The 18,210-nt window shown below is 58.7% G+C and carries 15 protein-coding genes; 6 read left to right on the forward strand and 9 right to left on the reverse strand.

The window, feature by feature from the left end; translation table 11 throughout:
• From Q0K10_RS13475 to Q0K10_RS13495, 5 genes are all read left to right on the forward strand, one after another.
• The coding region (locus Q0K10_RS13475) for a hypothetical protein (protein ID WP_294507965.1) at positions 1 to 210 on the forward strand (210 nt) is incomplete at its 5' end.
• Positions 203 to 346 (forward strand): hypothetical protein, encoded by a 144-nt coding sequence (locus Q0K10_RS13480; protein ID WP_154420124.1) that lies wholly within the window; start codon positions 203 to 205, stop codon positions 344 to 346. The genes Q0K10_RS13475 and Q0K10_RS13480, both read left to right, overlap by 8 nt.
• Complete coding sequence (locus tag Q0K10_RS13485; protein WP_294507969.1) at positions 343 to 774, forward strand: DUF2924 domain-containing protein; 432 nt, start codon at positions 343 to 345, stop codon at positions 772 to 774. Before Q0K10_RS13480 ends, Q0K10_RS13485 begins: the two co-directional genes overlap by 4 nt.
• Positions 774 to 2,060: a recombinase family protein gene (locus tag Q0K10_RS13490; protein ID WP_294507971.1), complete on the forward strand. Its 1,287-nt coding sequence runs from the start codon at positions 774 to 776 to the stop codon at positions 2,058 to 2,060. Before Q0K10_RS13485 ends, Q0K10_RS13490 begins: the two co-directional genes overlap by 1 nt.
• Positions 2,041 to 2,445, forward strand: coding sequence for a hypothetical protein (locus Q0K10_RS13495; RefSeq protein ID WP_294507973.1), 405 nt, complete (start codon positions 2,041 to 2,043; stop codon positions 2,443 to 2,445). The genes Q0K10_RS13490 and Q0K10_RS13495 overlap by 20 nt, the downstream gene beginning before the upstream one ends.
• Before the next feature lie 347 nt (positions 2,446 to 2,792).
• Here the strand turns inward: Q0K10_RS13495 and Q0K10_RS13500 are convergent, their stop codons facing one another.
• The 3 genes from Q0K10_RS13500 to Q0K10_RS13510 all read right to left on the reverse strand — a co-directional run bounded on the left by Q0K10_RS13500 (position 2,793) and on the right by Q0K10_RS13510 (position 9,351).
• On the reverse strand, positions 2,793 to 4,751 hold the full coding sequence (locus tag Q0K10_RS13500) for an alpha-amylase family protein (RefSeq protein ID WP_294507975.1): 1,959 nt from the start codon (positions 4,749 to 4,751) through the stop codon (positions 2,793 to 2,795).
• Between the two features lie 113 nt (positions 4,752 to 4,864).
• Positions 4,865 to 8,026 (reverse strand): hypothetical protein, encoded by a 3,162-nt coding sequence (locus Q0K10_RS13505; RefSeq protein WP_294507977.1) that lies wholly within the window; start codon positions 8,024 to 8,026, stop codon positions 4,865 to 4,867.
• Between the two features lie 353 nt (positions 8,027 to 8,379).
• Positions 8,380 to 9,351 carry a prepilin-type N-terminal cleavage/methylation domain-containing protein gene (locus Q0K10_RS13510; RefSeq protein ID WP_294507979.1) on the reverse strand — a complete coding sequence of 324 codons (972 nt, stop codon included), beginning with the start codon at positions 9,349 to 9,351 and terminating at the stop codon, positions 8,380 to 8,382.
• Between the two features lie 118 nt (positions 9,352 to 9,469).
• Here Q0K10_RS13510 and Q0K10_RS13515 point away from each other — a divergent pair, with 118 nt between their 5' ends.
• The gene (locus tag Q0K10_RS13515; protein WP_294507981.1) at positions 9,470 to 10,261 is read left to right on the forward strand and encodes an AraC family transcriptional regulator; all 792 of its coding nucleotides are present in this window, start codon (positions 9,470 to 9,472) and stop codon (positions 10,259 to 10,261) included.
• Between the two features lie 92 nt (positions 10,262 to 10,353).
• On the opposite strand, the gene Q0K10_RS13520 is transcribed toward Q0K10_RS13515, so the two are convergent.
• The 6 genes from Q0K10_RS13520 to Q0K10_RS13545 all read right to left on the reverse strand — a co-directional run bounded on the left by Q0K10_RS13520 (position 10,354) and on the right by Q0K10_RS13545 (position 18,189).
• Positions 10,354 to 11,055, reverse strand: coding sequence for a response regulator transcription factor (locus Q0K10_RS13520; protein ID WP_294507983.1), 702 nt, complete (start codon positions 11,053 to 11,055; stop codon positions 10,354 to 10,356).
• A 73-nt stretch (positions 11,056 to 11,128) separates the two neighbouring features.
• Entirely contained in the window at positions 11,129 to 13,126 is a 1,998-nt protein-coding gene (locus Q0K10_RS13525) for a DUF4965 domain-containing protein (RefSeq protein WP_294482980.1), read from the reverse strand.
• Positions 13,127 to 13,176: 50 nt separating this feature from the next.
• Positions 13,177 to 13,974 carry an alpha/beta hydrolase gene (locus tag Q0K10_RS13530; protein WP_294507985.1) on the reverse strand — a complete coding sequence of 266 codons (798 nt, stop codon included), beginning with the start codon at positions 13,972 to 13,974 and terminating at the stop codon, positions 13,177 to 13,179.
• A gap of 102 nt (positions 13,975 to 14,076) precedes the next feature.
• Complete coding sequence (locus tag Q0K10_RS13535) at positions 14,077 to 15,495, reverse strand: glycoside hydrolase family 36 protein (RefSeq protein WP_294507987.1); 1,419 nt, start codon at positions 15,493 to 15,495, stop codon at positions 14,077 to 14,079.
• 108 nt (positions 15,496 to 15,603) lie between these two features.
• Positions 15,604 to 15,840 (reverse strand): hypothetical protein, encoded by a 237-nt coding sequence (locus Q0K10_RS13540; protein WP_294507989.1) that lies wholly within the window; start codon positions 15,838 to 15,840, stop codon positions 15,604 to 15,606.
• A gap of 48 nt (positions 15,841 to 15,888) precedes the next feature.
• Positions 15,889 to 18,189 (reverse strand): hypothetical protein, encoded by a 2,301-nt coding sequence (locus tag Q0K10_RS13545; RefSeq protein ID WP_294507991.1) that lies wholly within the window; start codon positions 18,187 to 18,189, stop codon positions 15,889 to 15,891.
• Between the last annotated feature and the right edge of the window lie 21 nt (positions 18,190 to 18,210).

The raw sequence follows: 18,210 nt of genomic DNA on the forward strand, positions 1-18,210 counted from the left end.
CTCAAGCCGCAGTCGCACGACAACCACTTTCTGGACTGTGTCGCGGGCTGTGCGGTCTGCGGATCCATGCTCGGCGCATCTCTGCCCGAGACGCTTCCGGCGAAGCTCGACCGCAAGCCGATGATCCGTCTTTCCGACAAACGCCCTGGCGTGATTCCTCAAAACGGCAGACTCAAACTTTCCGAACTCAGGAGACAGAAAAATGGATAAACGGGAACTCCCGGAAAATATTCGTCAGGCGATCGATCTGATTGCCGCAGTTCTTCGCAGAATCAAGGCAAAAGAACTGGATAAACGCAGGGATAAATGCTTGTATATAGAGAAAAGCAAAGGGGTTACGGCATGATGAATGAATCTGAGGTAAAACGGCAGCTGGAGTTGCTGGATCTGATGAATCAGGCAGAACTTCGGGAAAAATTCTGTGAACTCTTTGGCTTTGAACCGGGGCAGACCAATATTGCAAACCTGCGCCGCCGTCTTGCCTACCGGATTCAAGAGATTTATTACGGCGGACTCTCCGAAGCGGACCGGCAACTTCTTGAGCAGATTGCAGACGGCGATCCCCAGGCAAATCTCCGGTATGGAAAAAATGGAGTTTCCCATGTGTGCGGAACTCGCTACCAGAGGGCCTGGAAAGGTAAAAAATATGAAGTGACGGCTCTCGGGAATGGAAAATTCGAATATGACGGAACGGTCTATCAATCGCTTTCCGCCATCGCCCGCGAAATTACCGGGACTCGCTGGAACGGCAAACTCTTTTTCGGGGTGAAGTGATGGTGATGCAAACGATTCCAAAGAAGAGATGTGCGATTTACACACGCAAGTCCGTTGAGGAAGGACTGGATCAGGAATTCAACAGTCTGGATGCTCAACGGGAGGCTGGCGAAGCCTATATCGCCAGTCAGAAAGCCAACGGATGGGTCTGCCTCCCGACTCGTTATGACGACGGAGGATATTCCGGCGGCAATATGAAACGCCCGGCTCTTCAGCAGCTCCTTGCCGACTGTGAAGCCGGGCTGGTCGACATCATCGTGGTTTACAAGATCGACCGACTCTCCCGATCCATTTGTGATTTTGCAGACCTCTCCAAGAAATTTGACGAATGGGGCACACAGTTTGTCGCGGTGACGCAGGAAATCAATACCGCCACCAGCGCCGGGCGAATGATGCTCAACATTCTTATCACCTTCGCGCAATATGAGCGGGAGGTTATCACCGAGCGTGTACGCGACAAGATGTCCGCCAGCCGGAAGAAAGGTAAATGGGTCGGCGGTCGCGTTCCGATGGGATACCGTGTGGAAAACAAGAAGCTGACCATCGTGGAGGAGGAAGCACGGATCATCCAAAGAATCTTTCAGCGATTCATCGAGGTTCTGTCTCCGGCACTGATTGCTCAGGAACTCAACAAAGACGGGATTCGAACCAAGCAGGGAAGAATTTGGAACAGACAGCATATTTATCGGATTCTGAGCAACCATACTTACGTTGGTAAGGTCAACTACAAAAACAGCATTTGTGATGGAGAACAGGAAGCGATTATCGCCCAGGACGTCTGGGATCGGACTCGGGAAATTCTCAGAGTGAATGATCCCGCACCAGCCCATATGCCCAGGACTGAAATCATTGCTCCGTTAAAAGGAATCTTACGCTGCGGACACTGCGATTGCGCAATGATGCCGACCTATGCGCGGAGAGGCAGAAAACAGTATTACTATTATTTCTGTGCAAAGGATTCCAAACGGGCAACTCCGACTTGCCCGGTGCGCCAGATCCCCGCAGGAGATGTGGAGCGGATCACTCGGGAACAGGTGATGAAAATGCTTCAGACACCGACGATTCTGATAAAACTGGCGCAAGTGTTGAATCTTCCCGCAGAGAAAATCGCAGAACTGTTCAAAGAAACATTCTGGCAGGAGATCTCGCCCGGTGAAATGAACCGCCTTCTCCATCTTCTCCTGGAAAAGGTCGAAGTTCACGAAAGCAAGCTCACTGTAGAATTCAAGAGTTCAGGTATCAAAACTCTTATGGAGGAAATCGCGAATGGAGAAGAAACAGATTGAAGTTCTGGAAAACGGGAATGTCCGGGTGACGATCCCGTTGATTTTCAAAATCGCCGGTGGCAGAACGAGAATTTTTACCCCCGACAGTGAACATGTAGAATATACTCCAATTCAGCTGGCTCTTGCCCGGGCTTTCCGCTGGCAGAAAATGATTGATGAAGGAAAATTTTCCAACATCAAGGATCTGGCTGCAACCGTCGGAGTTGATTCAGGGCTGATTTCCCGGACGATTCGCCTGACACTCCTTTCCCCTAAGATCATCCATAAACTCCTCTCCGGCGAACTTGACCTTTCCTGGGATAGTTGCCGTCGGAGTTTTCCCGACTCATGGGCGGAACAGGAAAAGATGTTTCTCAATAAATCCCGAAATCATCGTCCCTCATAAACTCAACCATGAAATCGTTCAGAAAAGAGATTGAATTCCACGGAAGACAATCCCTTCTTCAGATGGTCTTCCTGTAAAAAACGGAGCAAGTTCTTTCCTTGCAAAGATCTTGCTCCGTTTTGTTTTTCCCTGCCGGATCGTGAATCGCAAATCGGTGGCCGAGCTGCTGTAATCCACAGCCTTTCGACGGCCGCGGGAAGCGTTCCCGGCACCGGGAGAGTGATGCGGCTGCCGCCGGTTTCGCCGGTGTGCAGATTGCGGAATTGGCAGAACCGCTTCCTCTGCCGTCAGGGAAGGTCAGAAGAAAGACGAAGCGCCCCCTCCGGTTCTTCCCCACGCCCATGCAGTCAGAATGAGAAAACAATCATCTGGTGACACCGGAAGAGCGGAACGACGGTTTCGACCCTGCCGCCGTTTTGCCGAAATGACAGGCCGTCATGCTGCGGTTCCATTGTGACGGAACGGACCGTCTCCGGAATACGGAGGCGCAGTTCCGTGTCATACAGCGGCGGCAGGTCTTCGATCACCTCGACGTTGCGTCCGCGTTTCACAATGTCGGCATACAGCAGGTGAACGACGATCCGGCGGTTGATTTCGTCGCGGGTGACGGTCAACCGCGCGGTTGAGGGCAGGTTCGACTCAATGGTGATCTCTTTGTCCAGCAGACGGTGGAGAACTTTGTCGAGGAACAGCCGCAGCACCACCGCGCCGTCGCAGGCGTAGACCGCGAAGAGCGATTGTGCGAGAACCGCCGCGTTGCCGCAGACGGCTCCGGCGGAGTATCCGGACGGCTCCGGGCGGTTCGGCGTGTGCTGGTGACTGCAGAAGTGGCCGGGCTCCCGGTTGAAATACGGCTCGTAGATGTCACCGAGGCTCTCGCCTCCGGCGGCGCGGATTTTCCAGTTGCCCGCCCGGACGACGAACGGCGTTGAAAGATAGTCCGGGCGCACCGCTTCCGCCGGAAGCAGATAGGTGGGCGAAAACGTGCCGGGCCCGTCAAATTCCGCTCCGAAATCCAGCCCGGAAGTTGCGGCGGTGCGGCCGATCAGCAGCACTTTGCCGCCGTCTGCGGCGAAACGGCGCAGTTTCTCCGCCAACGCGGGCTGAAGGTCGAACTCCTCCGGCAATATCAGCAGCTTGAAGCCGGTGAATTCCATGTCCGGATGCAGGAAGTCGAAGAGGAAGTGTCCCTCCTGGAGGATGCGCGCCGCGCCGGTGTCGGCATCGCCGCCGTTCCTGATTCCGCAGGCGGCGGCGGAGAGTACGCCGACGTCGGCGAGGTTGATCGCGTTCCGGCAGAACGGCTCCTTTTCGCGGACTTCGCGATAAGCCTGTCCGATCAGGTCGCAGGAGGTTTTGTCCAGCTTCCCGGTCGGGTGAAGCTGGTCGCCGACGCTGCACCTGGCTCCGGCGGCCAGCATGGCGCAGCACTCGTAACGCAGCGCATTGGGGTGCTTGAAGCCGCCGAACTCCCCCCAGGTGCCGTGGAACTTCCCGGTCATACCGGAGAATTCGAGGCCGGTCCGACGGGCGAACGCGGCCGACTGCGGGAAGTGGTCGTATCCCCAGCCGCCGGTGGGCAGGCTCTCCAGCTCCAGATGCGAGAAATACCGGAATAACTCCGGACGAGCGGGATCGACGTGGCCGGAGTTGTGGAAAACCGGCATCTCCGGGTTGTGCTTCCGCACGGTTTCGGCGATCCGCTCATAATAGTTGATCAGCACCCGCTGCGAGAATTCCAGGCGGTCCGCCTCCGACTCCGGGTCGAGTCCGGCCGCCCGCATGTCCGCGACGCATTTCGGGCAAACGCACTGACACTGGAGGATGATGTCGAAAAAGAGTCCGTCGGCATCAGGAAAACGTTCGAGCGTCTCGTCGGTGAGGCGGCAGAGATAGTCGAGATAGGGAGTGTTGAAGCAGAGCTTGCGGAAGCCGGGCGTCCGCTCGTCCGGAGCTCCCCAGCCGCCGACGCCGGGCGGATTGACTTCACACCACTCCGGGTGGGCGAGTGCGGCGACGTCGTTGCCCCCGGCGGAGAGGTAGACGGGGACGGCTGCGCCCGCCTCATGCGCCGCGTCCATCTGGGCGCGGAGCAGGTCGAACTTCAACCCCGGATGCATGACCCCGACCCGTGTCGGGTGATAGCTGTAACCGTGGTGACAGACCGAGAAACAGGTGATCGAATCGATCGCCGCATTTTCCAGCCCCCGCCGGAATTCGGCGGGATCGAACGCGGCCCCCACCTCCGGGATCTCCCCAGAGGTGTGGAAGTCCAGATGAACCTGGCGATAAGGAAGGGAAGGCATGGTTCTTTTGCTTTCTTATTATCAATCTATTTTTCTGCAACATGATTCCGGAAGCATTTCGCCGCACGGAACAGATGATTCTTCATTTTTTCACAGGACACAGTTCACTTCATTCACTTTCTCACCAATTCAAGATACATGGTTTCAGTGTTTTCATCGATAACGAAGGACTCCCTGCCATCCCGGACTTCGACCGCCAGTTCCCCGATACGCCTGCCGGTATCCGGGTCGAGCCTGTAAACGGCGAGGGGAGCGCCGGGAACCGCCGGAGACGCGATCACGGCATGGAACGGTTCCGTCAGAACCGGCCCTTCCGCAGGCTCGAAATATCCCTTCCCGTCGATACGGGCCCCGGCGTTGGCCGAGTTGCCGACGGCACAGCAGAGAATCCGCTTGCTCTCCTTCAGCGGCAGGTTGTCGAGACTGGTGAACGTCAGCGTGGCGAACGGCATCGGCGAAGCGATTTCAAAAGCCGAGAGTTTCCGGCGGGGATCGGTGCCGAGCGAAGAGAGAGTGCCCATGGCGAACTGCGATTTCGGCGTATCGACCAGCATCAGGGCGGGATCGGAGAAGCGGATCAGCTCCCCGGTATCGGAAACCACATAATCCCTGCCCGCATCAATGCCGAGCCGTTTGACAGCTTCGGCGTACAGTTCGACGGGGCTTTTTCCGGTATTCAGCGGCCATTCGTTTTTCGCTCCGGGCTTCGGCAGTTCAATCGCCACCTTGCCCATCTGGAAGAGAAACGAGACCGTCTGCGGCAGCTGGCGGCGGTTGCTCCAGATGTCGTCTTCGGTGTATTTGAGAATGACGCTCTTCCGGGCGGGGCTGATGTCTTTTCGCAGGCAGGCCACGGCTGCGGCCTGACTGAGGCCCCAGGTGCTCGGATCGGCCATCTGGGAAAGGCAGACGATCCGGGGCTGTTTCACCACATGCTTCAAGTTCGGCAGATAGGAGCCCGACCAGTCGAAGGAGAACATCGCATCGATTCCCTGGTAGGCCGTGAACGCGGCGGTGAACGGGTGTCCCTCCATGCGGTAAACGTTGGGATAGACAAAACTCCATTCCGAGCAGACGATCGGCTTGTCAACCAGCCGGGAATGGATGATCTCCCCGAACAGCCCCACGGTAGTGAGCGGCATTTTGACGCAGCTTGCGTCCATGGGGTTCCAGTAGCCGCCTCCGGTCGGAGAACTGCCGAAATAGGTGTGATCGTTCATGAAATCCATGTTCTGGCTGGCCCACAGATCACCGGCGGTCAGTGCCAGATTGGTGCCGCAGATCGGGACTCTGACGCCGATGCCGCGCAGAAAACCGTACCAATCCTCCAAGAATGCTTTCTGCTGCGCGGCGAAGAAGCGGCGGCCTTCTTCGCCGTTTCCTTCCATCGGCGTTCCGCGAAGCGGCTGCAGCGGAGAGAGGCCGCGCTCCTTCTGCCACTTTTCCCACCGTTCGGCAACTATCTGTCCGCTCTTCCCGGAATAGTCAGAACCGCCGTATGTGCAGGAATTTTCATTCATGATCTCGCACATCGCAAAACCGGGATCGTCCACCAGCCGTTTGCCGGTGTAGGGATTGACCGTGAGATACATTTTCCGGGTCATATTCTTCAGTTTCTCATTCACATCCGCCTGAAATCTGTAATCCCCCCGCGGATTGACCCACTCGGTCACTCCGATGTTATCCATATAGAGGTAGATGCCGCGTCTGAACAATTCCGCGAAGAAAAAATAGTAGTCGTCAAGGGTTTCTTCATTGATCTTTTCGCCGGGCTGGATGAAACTGCGGGCGACTTCATCCGGGAATCCGGGATGGGTGAAATGGTTCATCCACATGTGCATCCGAACGATATTGACACCGGCCCGGGCCAGCGCCTCGGCATACACGGGAGCGTACTGTTTTTCCGGCGCTCCGGAGAGGCAGGTTCCCCAGAAAACCGCCCGCTCGCCGGGACGCTTTTCAAATTCGAAATGATCGCCGACCCGCTTCAGAAAACCGAACTTTCCGGCGGGAACGTGATTGATGAACGAGACATCCAGCGCACTGCCCGGCTCGATTTTCCGGTCTACGGGAATCCGGCATTCGTACCAGTCCTTTTTCTCCTCCGGCAGCGTCACCGCCCCCCCGTTCGATGCAAAATACTCCTCGTTCAGAAAACGGATCAGCTCCGGCGAACTCTTTTCCTGTTTCACAGCCGTGACCGCCAGCACGATTCCGACCGGTTCGAGATTTTCCGACAGCACCTGAATGGAGCGGACCGGAACATCCGGCTTCGGATTTTTCCATTGCATGTGGGCCAGCGATACGGGATGTTCGCTGTTGAAGCCCTTCCATGCGGTTTTCACACGGGCGGTCGGAGGGATCAGCCCGGCCCAGTCCGCCACATCGAGACCGCCGATCACGGGAATATCCGCCGTGGTGCCGTCTTCATAAAACACCCGGTAGAGAAATCCGGCCCTGCCGATGCTGTTCCACGCGGCGGTATGGCAGAACGCGAAGCGTTCCACCTTGGCCCCAACCGGCATCTCCGGCGATTTTTCCGGAAACGACTGCCGGGCTTTGCCCCGGAGAATGATCGCGCTGCCGCCGATCTCGAACGGGATTCCCTGCGCGATCAAAGTTCCCGGTTTGAGGACGCTGAGGTCGTTGGTGCCCTGATCCGTCCAGCCGCCCTTCCCGTCGTTCTCCACCTGATCGTTCAGTGTGCGGTTTCCATTTTGCGCGACGGGGATGGAAAGGAAGAGAGATTGCCCGCCCTTCTGAAAGAATTTTTCATTGACCGTGCGGGTCACTTCAACGATGATTTCCGCGTTCGGCTTCGTCAGTTTTGCGGTATACAGCGTGAGCCGGAATTTCTTCAGCCAGTCGGCCGAACGGAAGTCCTCCACTCCGGCGAAACTGAAGTCGACGCTGCTTTTGCCCGCGTCGAAATGATAGCGATAGAACTCCCCTTCGATCACGCCTTTCTTGTCCGCGCCGAACTTGACGACGACACAGGGATCCCCCTGCGGCAGGAAGCTCAGCGCCTCCGCCGGAATCGACGCAGTTACGCTGAGCGTTTTCTCCGATCCCGGATTCGGCACAGAACAATTCCAGATAATGCGCACACCATTGGGAATTTCGACGACTCCGGCCTTTACCGCGAGAATTCCGTTCACTCCTTTGCGGGATACCGTTCCGTCGAGAGGAGAAACCGCCCCCTGAACCCGCCAGTCGATCGCATCGACCTCCTTTCCGTTTTCCGACAGCTGAATATCATCCCTGGTCAGAAACACACTGTCTCCCAATTTGACGGAGATATTTCCGTTATAGTCAAAATCCGAGGCGGAGGCACCGCAATCGATCGGACCGCAAACACTGCAGAACAGCAAGGCGGATAACACGGGCAGGAAGGCGATTCCCAGACAGCGAATTCTTTCCGGGAAAGCCGATATGGTTCTGGACTCTTTCATAAGCCATCCTTCTATTTGGTTGATATGCAAAATATTGTGACGTTACCTGACAGTTTCCAACGCCGATGGCGGCATTGCCGATGATATTCATTCTTTCTGCCGGCAGTCCTCCTGATACAGACTGCCGCTTTTTCCATTCTTTCCTCCGGGTTGCGCTTCAACTTACAAGGAGAGGATCAATTGGTCGGGAAAGTATTCTCTTCCCAGGGTTTGAACGGATCCTGGCGATAGGGATTCTTCGGATCATTCGTCTGAATCCTGGCGACGTGTCCATCCAGAAACAGGACGTTGACTCCGGAACTGTGCCGTGCTCCCGGAATGCCGAACCCGCCTTCCATCTGCCAGAAAGTACGGAACACCCCCATTTCGGAGTCGTAATCGCCAGCGATGGAAGAAAGGGCGTGAAACGTGTCCATGATCAAATACTTGATGGACGGTTTGAGAATGGAGTCCGCCGGACCGGATCTGAATTCACCCCATTTATATGCGGTCAGCATATAGTTCTGCCCATATGAAATGAAAGTGCTGAAATCGGCCTGTTTTTTCAACGACGGACAAAACAGCTGTTTCGGAGGAAGGTAGCCGCCGGAAAAGGAAGCGTCGATGGAGGTGGAACTCAGCACATCCGCAGTTCCGCTGACCAGCCGATGATGCCACCAGGGGAAAGCCCAGGAATTGTCCGCAATCGGAATGAGGTATCCTTTGTTGTCGCCGAAATATTGCTGGTAGGCCAGTCCGATCTGCTTGAGGTTGTTGGTGCAGTCAATCGACCGCGCCTTCTCCCGCGCCTTGTTCAATGCCGGGAGCAGCATTGACGCCAGAATCGCGATGCTGGCGATCACGACGAGCAGCTCAATCAGCGTAAATCTTGTAGTGATCGGCCTTAAATGGCGATATGCGGGGGGCGTGTCCGCCGTCCCCCGCGCCCCCTGCGTCCGGCAAGGTGCCGGTGCCGGGTACGAGGCGGTCGACAGGCGGAGGCGTGAGAGCTTGCCGGACATCAGAGGGATGTTAAGATTACTTGGTACGGGGAGAGACGCAGCGCTGGTCGCCGCTTTCTCTCCCCCGTGCCCCTCTCTTTTACGCCGGGCGGCATACAAAGGCTGATTGTATATTTTGAGCGGGAATTCTTTTCCGGATGTATTCATGACAGCTCCTTTCGGTTTCGGATGATTTGAAAAAACCGGTTTTCGCGTTTATAATAATATTATACCAAAATTGATGAATAAAAGCAAGATCAGTACCATGAATATAAGCCGTCATTCCATGAAGAAAACCGACATACAAGGTTCCGCTCCCCCTCAGCTGCAGATAGAATTCATCAATTGGGAGACGCTGGGAAGCTGGTGGAGCCAGACGCTGCCGGGGATTCACTGGCGGCTCTACCGGCATTCGGCGCCGGGGGCGGCGCTGATTTTGCCGGATGGAACGCGGCGGGAGCTGGAGCCGGGCTTTCTCTATCTGACTCCGCCCTATCGGAAGGTCGAGAGTCAGTGCGAGGGGAATCCAGAGCAGCTGTTTATCCACTTCATCCTCAACTCGTGCTTCGTGCCGTCGGAGGTTTCGCTGCTGTCGGTCGAGTCGGACCGGACGTTTGAGGAGCTAACCGGGGAACTGGAAGCATTGCTCAAGCGGGGAAATCCCTCCGAATCCAAGGCGCAACTGCTGGCGATCTCAATCGTATCGCTGGCGCTCAACCGCCTGCCGCCCGGCATCCTGCGTTTTGCCGAAAGGGACTCCAGAATCAGCCGCGCCTGCCGCGATCTGCGTGAAAATCCCGGATACTCCTGGAGCAACTCCGAGCTGGCGGAACGGTATGGACTCTCCGCCGACGCCTTCACCCGGCGGTTCCGGCAGATCGTCGGAATTACGCCTTACCACTATCTCCAGACCATCCGATACGCGCTGGCGGCGCAGTTGCTGGAATCGACCGACCTCTCCATCGGCGAAGTCTGCGAGCGAATCGGGGTCAACGATCCTTTCCACTTCTCCCGCGAATTCAAACGCTTTCATGAACGCTCGCCCTCCCTCTACCGCGCGGAGCGGCAGAAAAAATAACACTTTGGGAGAATTCCGGCCGCCGCTTTTTCCGGAGCGGGATCGAAGAGGTGCGCAGCCGCAGGCAAGCCGGCGGCGGGTTTCCGCCGGAGCTATTCGCCGCGAAAGCGGTAGCCGACGCCATAGACGGTTTCGATCAGGCGCGGGAAATGTTCCGGCTCAAGTTTGCGCCGCAGCGCGACCAGATGCTGATCGAGCGTGCGCGAGGAAGTCAGCGCACTGCCCCAGATTTCCCGCATGATGAAGTTCCGGTCAAGCACCTCGCCGGGATGGGCGGCAAAAAGGCGCAGCAGTTCGACCTCGCGCACAGTCAGTTCGACGGAGGCGTCTCCGGCCCCGGCCGCAAGTTTCTTCACATCCACCCGCCACGGCCCGAAGGCAAATTCTGCGGCGGGCGGCGGTGCGGCGCTTTCAAGCCGGCGACGGCGCAGCTGCGCCGCGATACGGGCGGTGAGTTCACGCAGGCCGAACGGTTTCGTTACATAGTCGTCGGCACCGAGTTCGAGTCCCAGCACCTTGTCGATCTCTTCGCCTTTGGCGGTCAGCATGATGATCGGAGTCGCCGCGTCGCCGCGCCGAATCCGCCGGCACACTTCATAGCCGTTCAGATTCGGCATCATGACATCAAGCAGCACCAGATCCGGGCGGAATACGGTGAAATTGCGCAGCGCATCGCTGCCGTCGGCGGCTTCTTCCAGCACATATCCCTCCAGTTCCAGCGCATCGACCAGTCCGGCGCGGATATTGCGGTCGTCTTCGGCGACCAAGGCGCTTCGATAGGAGCGAAATCCCATTTCTGGAAACTTGCATACGGCGTATATTCTGTCTACCGCTCCTGATTTCCCGATTTTTTCAGCCTTCCCGGAGTCAGCGGCTCCGCCTCCATGCGGCAACGGTTTCGGAGTCGTAGAGAAGCCGGAGGAACAACCCGCCGACCACGGAACGGGCTTGGAAACCGGCCTGCACCGCGCTCCGGGTATCATACCAGTCGGTCATCGGCACCCGGCTGGGCGACTCTTTCAGGAAATCGATCACCGGCGCCAGCAGGGCCTGAAAATCGTCGTCTTTGCCCGTCAGGCAGGCGCAGTGGAGAATCCAGTCCAGTTTGGTGTAGTCAGCCCGGCTGTCGAGCGGCAGACCGTAACGGTTCTGGTGCGCCCGATAGAAAGCGACTTCGCGTTCCGCCAGCGATTCCGGGAACAGATTCAGGTCGAGCAGTTTGTCATAGACCAGATTGTACTTCTGGCTCCAGGTGCCTTCCCGGTCGAATGCCAGCCGGGTGCATTCGCCGCCATCGGCGGCTTCCAGCCATTCCCCGGCGAACTTTTCGGCAATGGTGCGGAAATATTCCGCATCCTCCGCCTCGCCCAGTGCGCCGGCGCTTCGGGCAAAGGCCCCCAGGCCGAGAATCGCTTTCAACGCCAGATTGGCGTTGTGCGCCAGATGCCCGGCGAAATCGTCGGTGCAAAGCTGGGACGCCGGGTCCATGCCGTTGCCGACAAGATAAACCGCCCATTTTCTGAGCTGTCCGTAGTGCCGGCGGACAAAGTCGCGGCGTCCGTCGAACTTGAGCAGCGCTCCGGTCAGAATCAGCAAATTGCCGCACTCCTCGACCGGCATCTGCGTTTTCGGATTGCAGTCGTACTGGCCGTTGGCCAGCGGATACGTGCCGAGGTCATGCGGGGCGAACTCAAATTTCCAGCGTCGCGAATCGAGAAACTCGAAGATCGGAATCAGCATGCCTTCGAGCAGTACCGGCGCCATCAGCAGAAACAGCGGCGCCGAAGGATAGGTCACATCCACCGTCGCCACACAGCCGTTGGAATGGTTCTCCTTGGAGAAGAACAGCGGCCTGCCCTGCCGGTCGGCGGCCAGCTTGTGGGCCGCGACAGCCTGCCGGTACGCCCCCGCACAGAGTACGGCATAGTTTTCGCCGCCGAGCTTCCGGCAGTCGGCGAGCAGCCGGGCGTCGAATTCCGCCGCGCGGCGTTCGATTTCGGAATATTCGGCCAGGCCCCTGCTCAGCATGGCGCCGAAAGTTTCTCCGTCCCTGCGCCAGTAATCGACCAGTTTTTCATGCAGGAATTCAAGTGCGAAGACATCGTCATAAGCCACCGCCAGCAGCAGCGTCGCCGGTTCGGCGCCAACTCTGCCGAAATCATGCGCGGCCGCACAGACCGGCCAGGCGTACTGCAAGGTGGTCATCGGGTCGAGGAGATCGTCGCAGCCGCCGATGGAGCCGTCCCGGCAGAAGCTTTCGCGCAGGATTCCGGCTTTCTGATACCGCAGCGTGACGGGCGAGTCGTGCCGGGCGGCCAGATAGAGTCTTCCCCAGTCGATCTTGACGATATCGCCGCATTCGCGGAGCGGGTGGTCATTCAAGCCGCCGGCAAACGCCAGTTTCAGGCCGGCCGCTTCGCCGCGGCCTCCGGCCACCTGGCGCCCGGCTCCGTTCACGGTCCAGTCGGCGCCGCAATCCAGATAGAACTGCACACTGTGTTCCCGGCCGTCGACGGAACGCACTTCCGGCACCAGATAGCAGAGCGGGCGGCTGAGCAGCTCCAGATCATCCGGCAGCAGCGGCGACAGGAAAGTGAATTTCAGCTCGACGCCGTCCGCCGCGAAGGTATAGATTGTCCGCGTCGGCAGTACTTCACAACCGGTCTGTTCCATGGCTTCACCGCCGTCGAGGCCGCAGAAACGCCGGCTCCGGCCGTCGATCCGCAGGATGCCGGAGAGCCTGCTGTCGGCTCCGCCCCAATGGCAGCTCCAGCTTTCGGTCAGGCGGTCGGAAAAGCTCCAGACGCTGAAAAAGGGATCGTGCACGACCAGCGGGACGGCCGGGTAACGCATTTGTCGGGTCATAATGAAAAATCCTTTTCTGATAAGGAGGTTGAAGATTGCCGTTCCCGCGGTCAGGACAGGTTCGCCTGCCGCCGCAGCCAGCCGGAGGCAAGTTGCGGCCAATCCGATACCGGGCGGCCGCTGCGGAGGATGCCGTATCCATGCCCCCCTTCGGCAAAGAGATGAAGCTCCGCCGGAACCGAAGCCCGCTTCAGGGCCAGGAACCAGCCGAGCGCATTCTCCGCACGGACCTGGTCATCCTCCGCCTGAACCAGAAAGGCGGGGGGAGTCCCGGAACCGATGCGGAACTCCGGCTGCGGGGCGAGATCGTCACCGCACAGATAGGCCGGATAAATCAGCAAAGTATAATCGGGGCGGAACGGCATCCGGTCCGTTTCGTCAACCGGCTCATACGGCACCGGTTCCGCCGGAGCGGCGATGGACGCCGTCAGGTGGGCTCCCGCCGAAAAGCCGAGGCAACCCAGCCGGTCCGGCCGGATGCGGAACGATTCCGCATGGAAGCGGATGAACCGCATCGCCCTCGCGGCGTCGGCGCGCGCGGCTTTCCGCAGGTCCGGGCAGCGGTACTTCAGCAGGAAAGCGGCGAATCCGATCGAATTGAGCCAGCCGCAGATATCGCGTCCCTCGTGATTCCACGCCAGAAACTCATAGCCGCCGCCGGGGCAGACCATCACCGCCGGATGCGGTCCACGGCCGCTGACCGGAAAAAAGGTCAGCGTCGGGCGCGCGACATCCGTCAGCCGGTCAATCCCGTCGACAGGTTCCAGGAAACGCTCCGCAGCGGCTCGCTCCTCCGTTCCGCCGAAAGGAACGGCCTCGTTCCACAGGGAATACTCCCGATCATACATATCTGCACCGGTTCTCCGGCAGGGGATGGGCCCGTTTGGGCGGGCATCATTGTTCTTCATCAAAAAATCCTCCATTTCAAACCATAAATTCCGCCCGACCCATCAGAACTGAATGCCCAGAAGCCCCGATTTCGGCAGCCGCACCCGGGAAAGCCCCGCGACAGGCGGCGCACCGGGACTTTGTCGCCCGGTCGCGTCAAAGCAGACGGCCTGACGAACCGGCAGCGGCAGCTCCAGCAGCAGCCGGTCCGAACCGCTGCCGTTGATGATCCAGCAGCATTTTCCCGGCCTCGGGGGAACCGGCACCGCCAGGTCCCCGCCATAAACGGCGATCACCATCTCCGTCTCCGTCTCCGCGACGACCAGCGGATAATTGAGTTCGGGGTGATACGGCGTCAGCTTTCCGTGCAGCAGCACCTCCTGATGGACGCGCATGAAATCCAGCCAGAATTTCAGCATCTCCCGATGCTCCTCCGGGAGATCGGCGAGCCGCACGGAAATCTGCGGCACACTGAAGATCACGTTCAGCAACTGCAGCGCGGCGTTTTCAACCGTGTCGCGGCTGTTCCATTCCAGCATGTCGGAATGCACCGCCGTGTCGCCGGATGTCAGCCTCAGATCGATCACGCCGAGCCGGTTCGACAGAAAATCCCCCGGGCAGTCTCCGACCCGGAACAGATTGCCGTATTTCCGGATCGCCGGCCCGATGTAGCTCTGCCGGAATTCGATCAGGATTCCCGGCTTGATCCGTTCCAGCCGGGAACGCGTTTCCGACAACAGCAGGTTCACCGCTTCCGGCAGGGATCGGAGGTCCCGGCCCGCATAATCCTCCCGGACGGCGGGGTCTTCCCCGTCGAAGCGGAAGCTGTCGATGAAGTCGAGTTTGAAGCCGTCGATGTCCCACTGCACAAGCGCCTTTTCATAGGTGGAGATCAGAAACTCCCGCACCTCCGGGAAACGGGGGTCCAGCACCGCCGTCCCCTGCTCCTCAAGCCGGTAGAGGAACTTCCCTTCGAACCGCTCCCGGTTCCGGCTCCTGTCCCCCATGAACGGGACGGAGAACCAGACCAGATATTTCATCCCGAGCCGGTGAACCCGTTCCACATGGGCGCGCATGTCGGGGAAACGCCTTTCGGAAATCTCCCAGTCGCCGCAGAACGCATAACCGCGCCGGTTGTCGTCGGTCTGCCAGCCGTCATCAATGATCACGCCCTTCATGCCGTACCGCGCGGCCAGCGCGCATTCGCGTTCCAGCTCCGGCGCGAAAAGATTCTGGTGGAAACTGTACCAGGAGGAGTAGAACGGCTCATACGCGGCCGGCGGGACGGCGGCCGCCTCATATTCCGGGAAAGAGGCGAGCCATCCGAAGGCTTCCCGGATCGCCTCGGCATAAAAGAGCGGCCGGATATCGAGCCGGAGCAGGAGTTCATAAGCCGCGATCGGCGCTTCCGGGCAGGTGAAAAGTTCGACCGAACAGGCCGCCTCGCAGGTTTCCTCATGGACTCCGGCTTTGATTTTCACCGGGCGCATCGCCTCGGAAACAGCAAACAGCAGGCGGTTTTCGCCGGATTGGCTCCCGAGCAGCAGCACCGGCGCGGAGGTGGCGAGGTCGGAGTGCAGCGCCGCAGTTCAGTCGGCGGGGATTTTGCGGTTGAAACCTCCCGCCGGATGCCAGCAAAAGTGCATCTCCGTCAGCGGCACACGCCATTCGAGCAGCAGGCGCGGCGGCGGAGCCGGCGCAGCGGTTTCCATTGCGATACGGACATGTTCCAGGCCGGGTTCGACGGTCCGGCCGGAAACGGCAATTCTCCAGCTGCCGGTCTCTCCATTCAGATTCAGGGTTCCAAGAATACTTTCAATCACCATAAGTTGCTTTTCTTTCTTGTTCGCGCGGGCCTTCGCTCCGGCGCGGGTTCATTTTTCCGGTCCGCCCTGGTCGACAGCTTCAAGTTCCACCTTGTCGGCGAGCGAGATATGTCCTTCCACGACGCCGTTGTCGAGATCGTTGACGGAGGTGCGGCTTTCGAGGTCCCGGAACAGCCGGAAAAGGTCACGGACTCCCCCGACGCCGAACCAGACGGTGGTCACCGCCGCCAGTACCAGCGGAACCGCCAGCTGAACCACGAAGAAGTAGTGTCCCCACCATTCCAGCGGCCACGGCGAGAACAAATTCCAGAGCAGCACCCCCAGGAACGCCAGGCAGAAGGAATAGACGAAGCTGTACCCGAAAAGGCTCCATGCGATGACCCGGTCGCCGCGGGTGTATTCCGGCGTGATGCCGATCACGTTGGCGAAAAATTCGCGCAGCGACCAGTGGAACTTGTACTTCTTCGTCCCGTCGATCGCATATTTCCCGCGGTGGAGCATGCGGTCGAGGTTGAACGGCTCCTTGCAGGTCAGATACGAAACCGCGCAATAGAGCACCACGGTCACGATCATGGTCAGGAAATAGAATTCATAGGAGTTGACCGGGCATTTGACCGCATCCATTTTCCAGACGATCCAGGGATTGAAAGGGCCGGAGAGCGTCTCAAGCGCATTCCCCACCGGGACGGCCAGATCGTTGGCGTCCAGAAACGGGTAGACCGTGTCGGCCCAGTTCCGCTGGATCAGCACGCCGCCCGCCGCCATGACCATTCCGGCGATCAGCGAAGTGAAGGCCCCTGCCGTGGTGCCGAACCGGCTGTACAACCCGAAAATCATCACGGGAGCGCAGCCGCCCAGCCAGATGGAAGTCATCAGCGTCACGAACAGATTGATGTAGTCCAGCTGCGACATGAAATACGAGCCGCAGAAGAAAAAGACGCCGACGCCGACCGATACCAGCCGGATCACCCGGATGTGCTGCTCCGGCTTCAGCGGCTTTCCGCACAGCGGCACGACCACATCCTGCGTGATCGTCAGCGAGGCGCTGTAAATGCGCGTATCGTCGGTGGAGAGCATCGCCAGCACCATCAGCAGCGCGAAAAGTCCGAGGATCACCGGCGGCAGCAGTTCGCGCATGGCGACTGGCAGCATCAGCTGGTAATACAAGGTGCGGAATTGCTGGAACACGGCATTGCCGTTCTCATTTTCCAGCAGGGTCCGGTGCGCGGTGTCGAGGTAGACGGTATCGAGATTGCTCCGGTCGGAAAGCGGGGCGTCCCGCCCGACCACATGCTTCTGCTCCGGAATATCGCGGAGGTTGGCGACCAGCCTGGCGCGCAGCGCGCCATCCTCGACGAGCCCATCCGCGATGCGGGTCGAAAGCCGGGTGCGGATCTCGCGCGCCTCCCCGGAGAAATTGCCGTGGTTGAGCACGACGATCACCGCAACCGCGATCAGCAGATAAAAGATCAATCCGAGCATATTGCGCCAGGTGCCGAGCATCCCCGCCATCTTCTGTTCATGCGGAGATTTCGCGGCGGAGGTGATCCCGGCGCCGATCCAGCTGGCGTGATGCACGATCATCGTGGTGAAAGTGACGATCAGCATGAACACGTTGAAATCACGCAATTCGCCGACGTCGAAGGGATCCAGAAAACTTTCGCCGGGAACCCGGTCCATCATCACCGGCACGATTTCCGTGCTCCATGAGAATTTGCACAGCACGAATACGATCATCACGGCCAGCAGCGGATAGCAGAACATCCCCTGAATCGCATCGGTAATCACCAGCGTCAGGGTCCCCCCGCAACAGATCAGGGTAATCGCCATCGCCAGCACCAGCACCACCAGGAGCATGAAAGTCGGCAGCTGGCAGCCGAAAAGTCCGATGGATTCCGGCAGGTCGAAGAAGTAGATGAAAAAACGCGCCGCCACCGCCGGCATGATCATATTGGCCAGCATCTCCGAAAGCGACCGCAGCGTCGCGGCGAAAATGCGCAGCGGGCGGTTGTAACGCATTTCCAGAAACTGTCCCAGCGACATCGCTTTGGTCTCGCGAAACCGGTAGGTGCAGTAGCCGGTCAGCGCGATCACGATGCTCAGCGGCATCGCGAAACCGTTCCAGAAGCTCAATGCGAATCCGGTTTTGTACTGCGCCTCCACATAGGCGACCAGCCCGATGATCGCCAGCGCGTTGGCCACGTCGCCGACGCTGATCACATACCGTCCGCACAACCGCCCCGCAACCAGAAAATCGGCCACGCTTTTCACATATTTGCGGGAATAAAATCCCATTCCCATCACAAAAAGCACGGGAATTATCACGATCAGCCAGTCAAAAAGAGTCATTGGTCCGCAACCTGAAACAAT

The sequence above is a fragment of the uncultured Victivallis sp. genome, assembly GCF_944391105.1.
GTDB lineage: Bacteria > Verrucomicrobiota > Lentisphaeria > Victivallales > Victivallaceae > Victivallis.

Bases quoted from the DNA above. Each gene is read 5' to 3' on its own strand.
- Q0K10_RS13495 (WP_294507973.1), top strand. From the start codon at position 2,041: ATGGAGAAGAAACAGATTGAAGTTCTGGAAAACGGGAATGTCCGGGTG.
- Q0K10_RS13520 (WP_294507983.1), bottom strand. From the start codon at position 11,055: ATGGGATTTCGCTCCTATCGAAGCGCCTTGGTCGCCGAAGACGACCGC.
- Q0K10_RS13515 (WP_294507981.1), top strand. From the start codon at position 9,470: ATGAAGAAAACCGACATACAAGGTTCCGCTCCCCCTCAGCTGCAGATA.
- Q0K10_RS13530 (WP_294507985.1), bottom strand. From the start codon at position 13,974: ATGTATGATCGGGAGTATTCCCTGTGGAACGAGGCCGTTCCTTTCGGC.
- Q0K10_RS13485 (WP_294507969.1), top strand. From the start codon at position 343: ATGATGAATGAATCTGAGGTAAAACGGCAGCTGGAGTTGCTGGATCTG.
- Q0K10_RS13480 (WP_154420124.1), top strand. From the start codon at position 203: ATGGATAAACGGGAACTCCCGGAAAATATTCGTCAGGCGATCGATCTG.
- Q0K10_RS13545 (WP_294507991.1), bottom strand. From the start codon at position 18,189: ATGACTCTTTTTGACTGGCTGATCGTGATAATTCCCGTGCTTTTTGTG.
- Q0K10_RS13490 (WP_294507971.1), top strand. From the start codon at position 774: ATGGTGATGCAAACGATTCCAAAGAAGAGATGTGCGATTTACACACGC.
- Q0K10_RS13500 (WP_294507975.1), bottom strand. From the start codon at position 4,751: ATGCCTTCCCTTCCTTATCGCCAGGTTCATCTGGACTTCCACACCTCT.
- Q0K10_RS13540 (WP_294507989.1), bottom strand. From the start codon at position 15,840: ATGGTGATTGAAAGTATTCTTGGAACCCTGAATCTGAATGGAGAGACC.
- Q0K10_RS13525 (WP_294482980.1), bottom strand. From the start codon at position 13,126: ATGACCCGACAAATGCGTTACCCGGCCGTCCCGCTGGTCGTGCACGAT.
- Q0K10_RS13510 (WP_294507979.1), bottom strand. From the start codon at position 9,351: ATGAATACATCCGGAAAAGAATTCCCGCTCAAAATATACAATCAGCCT.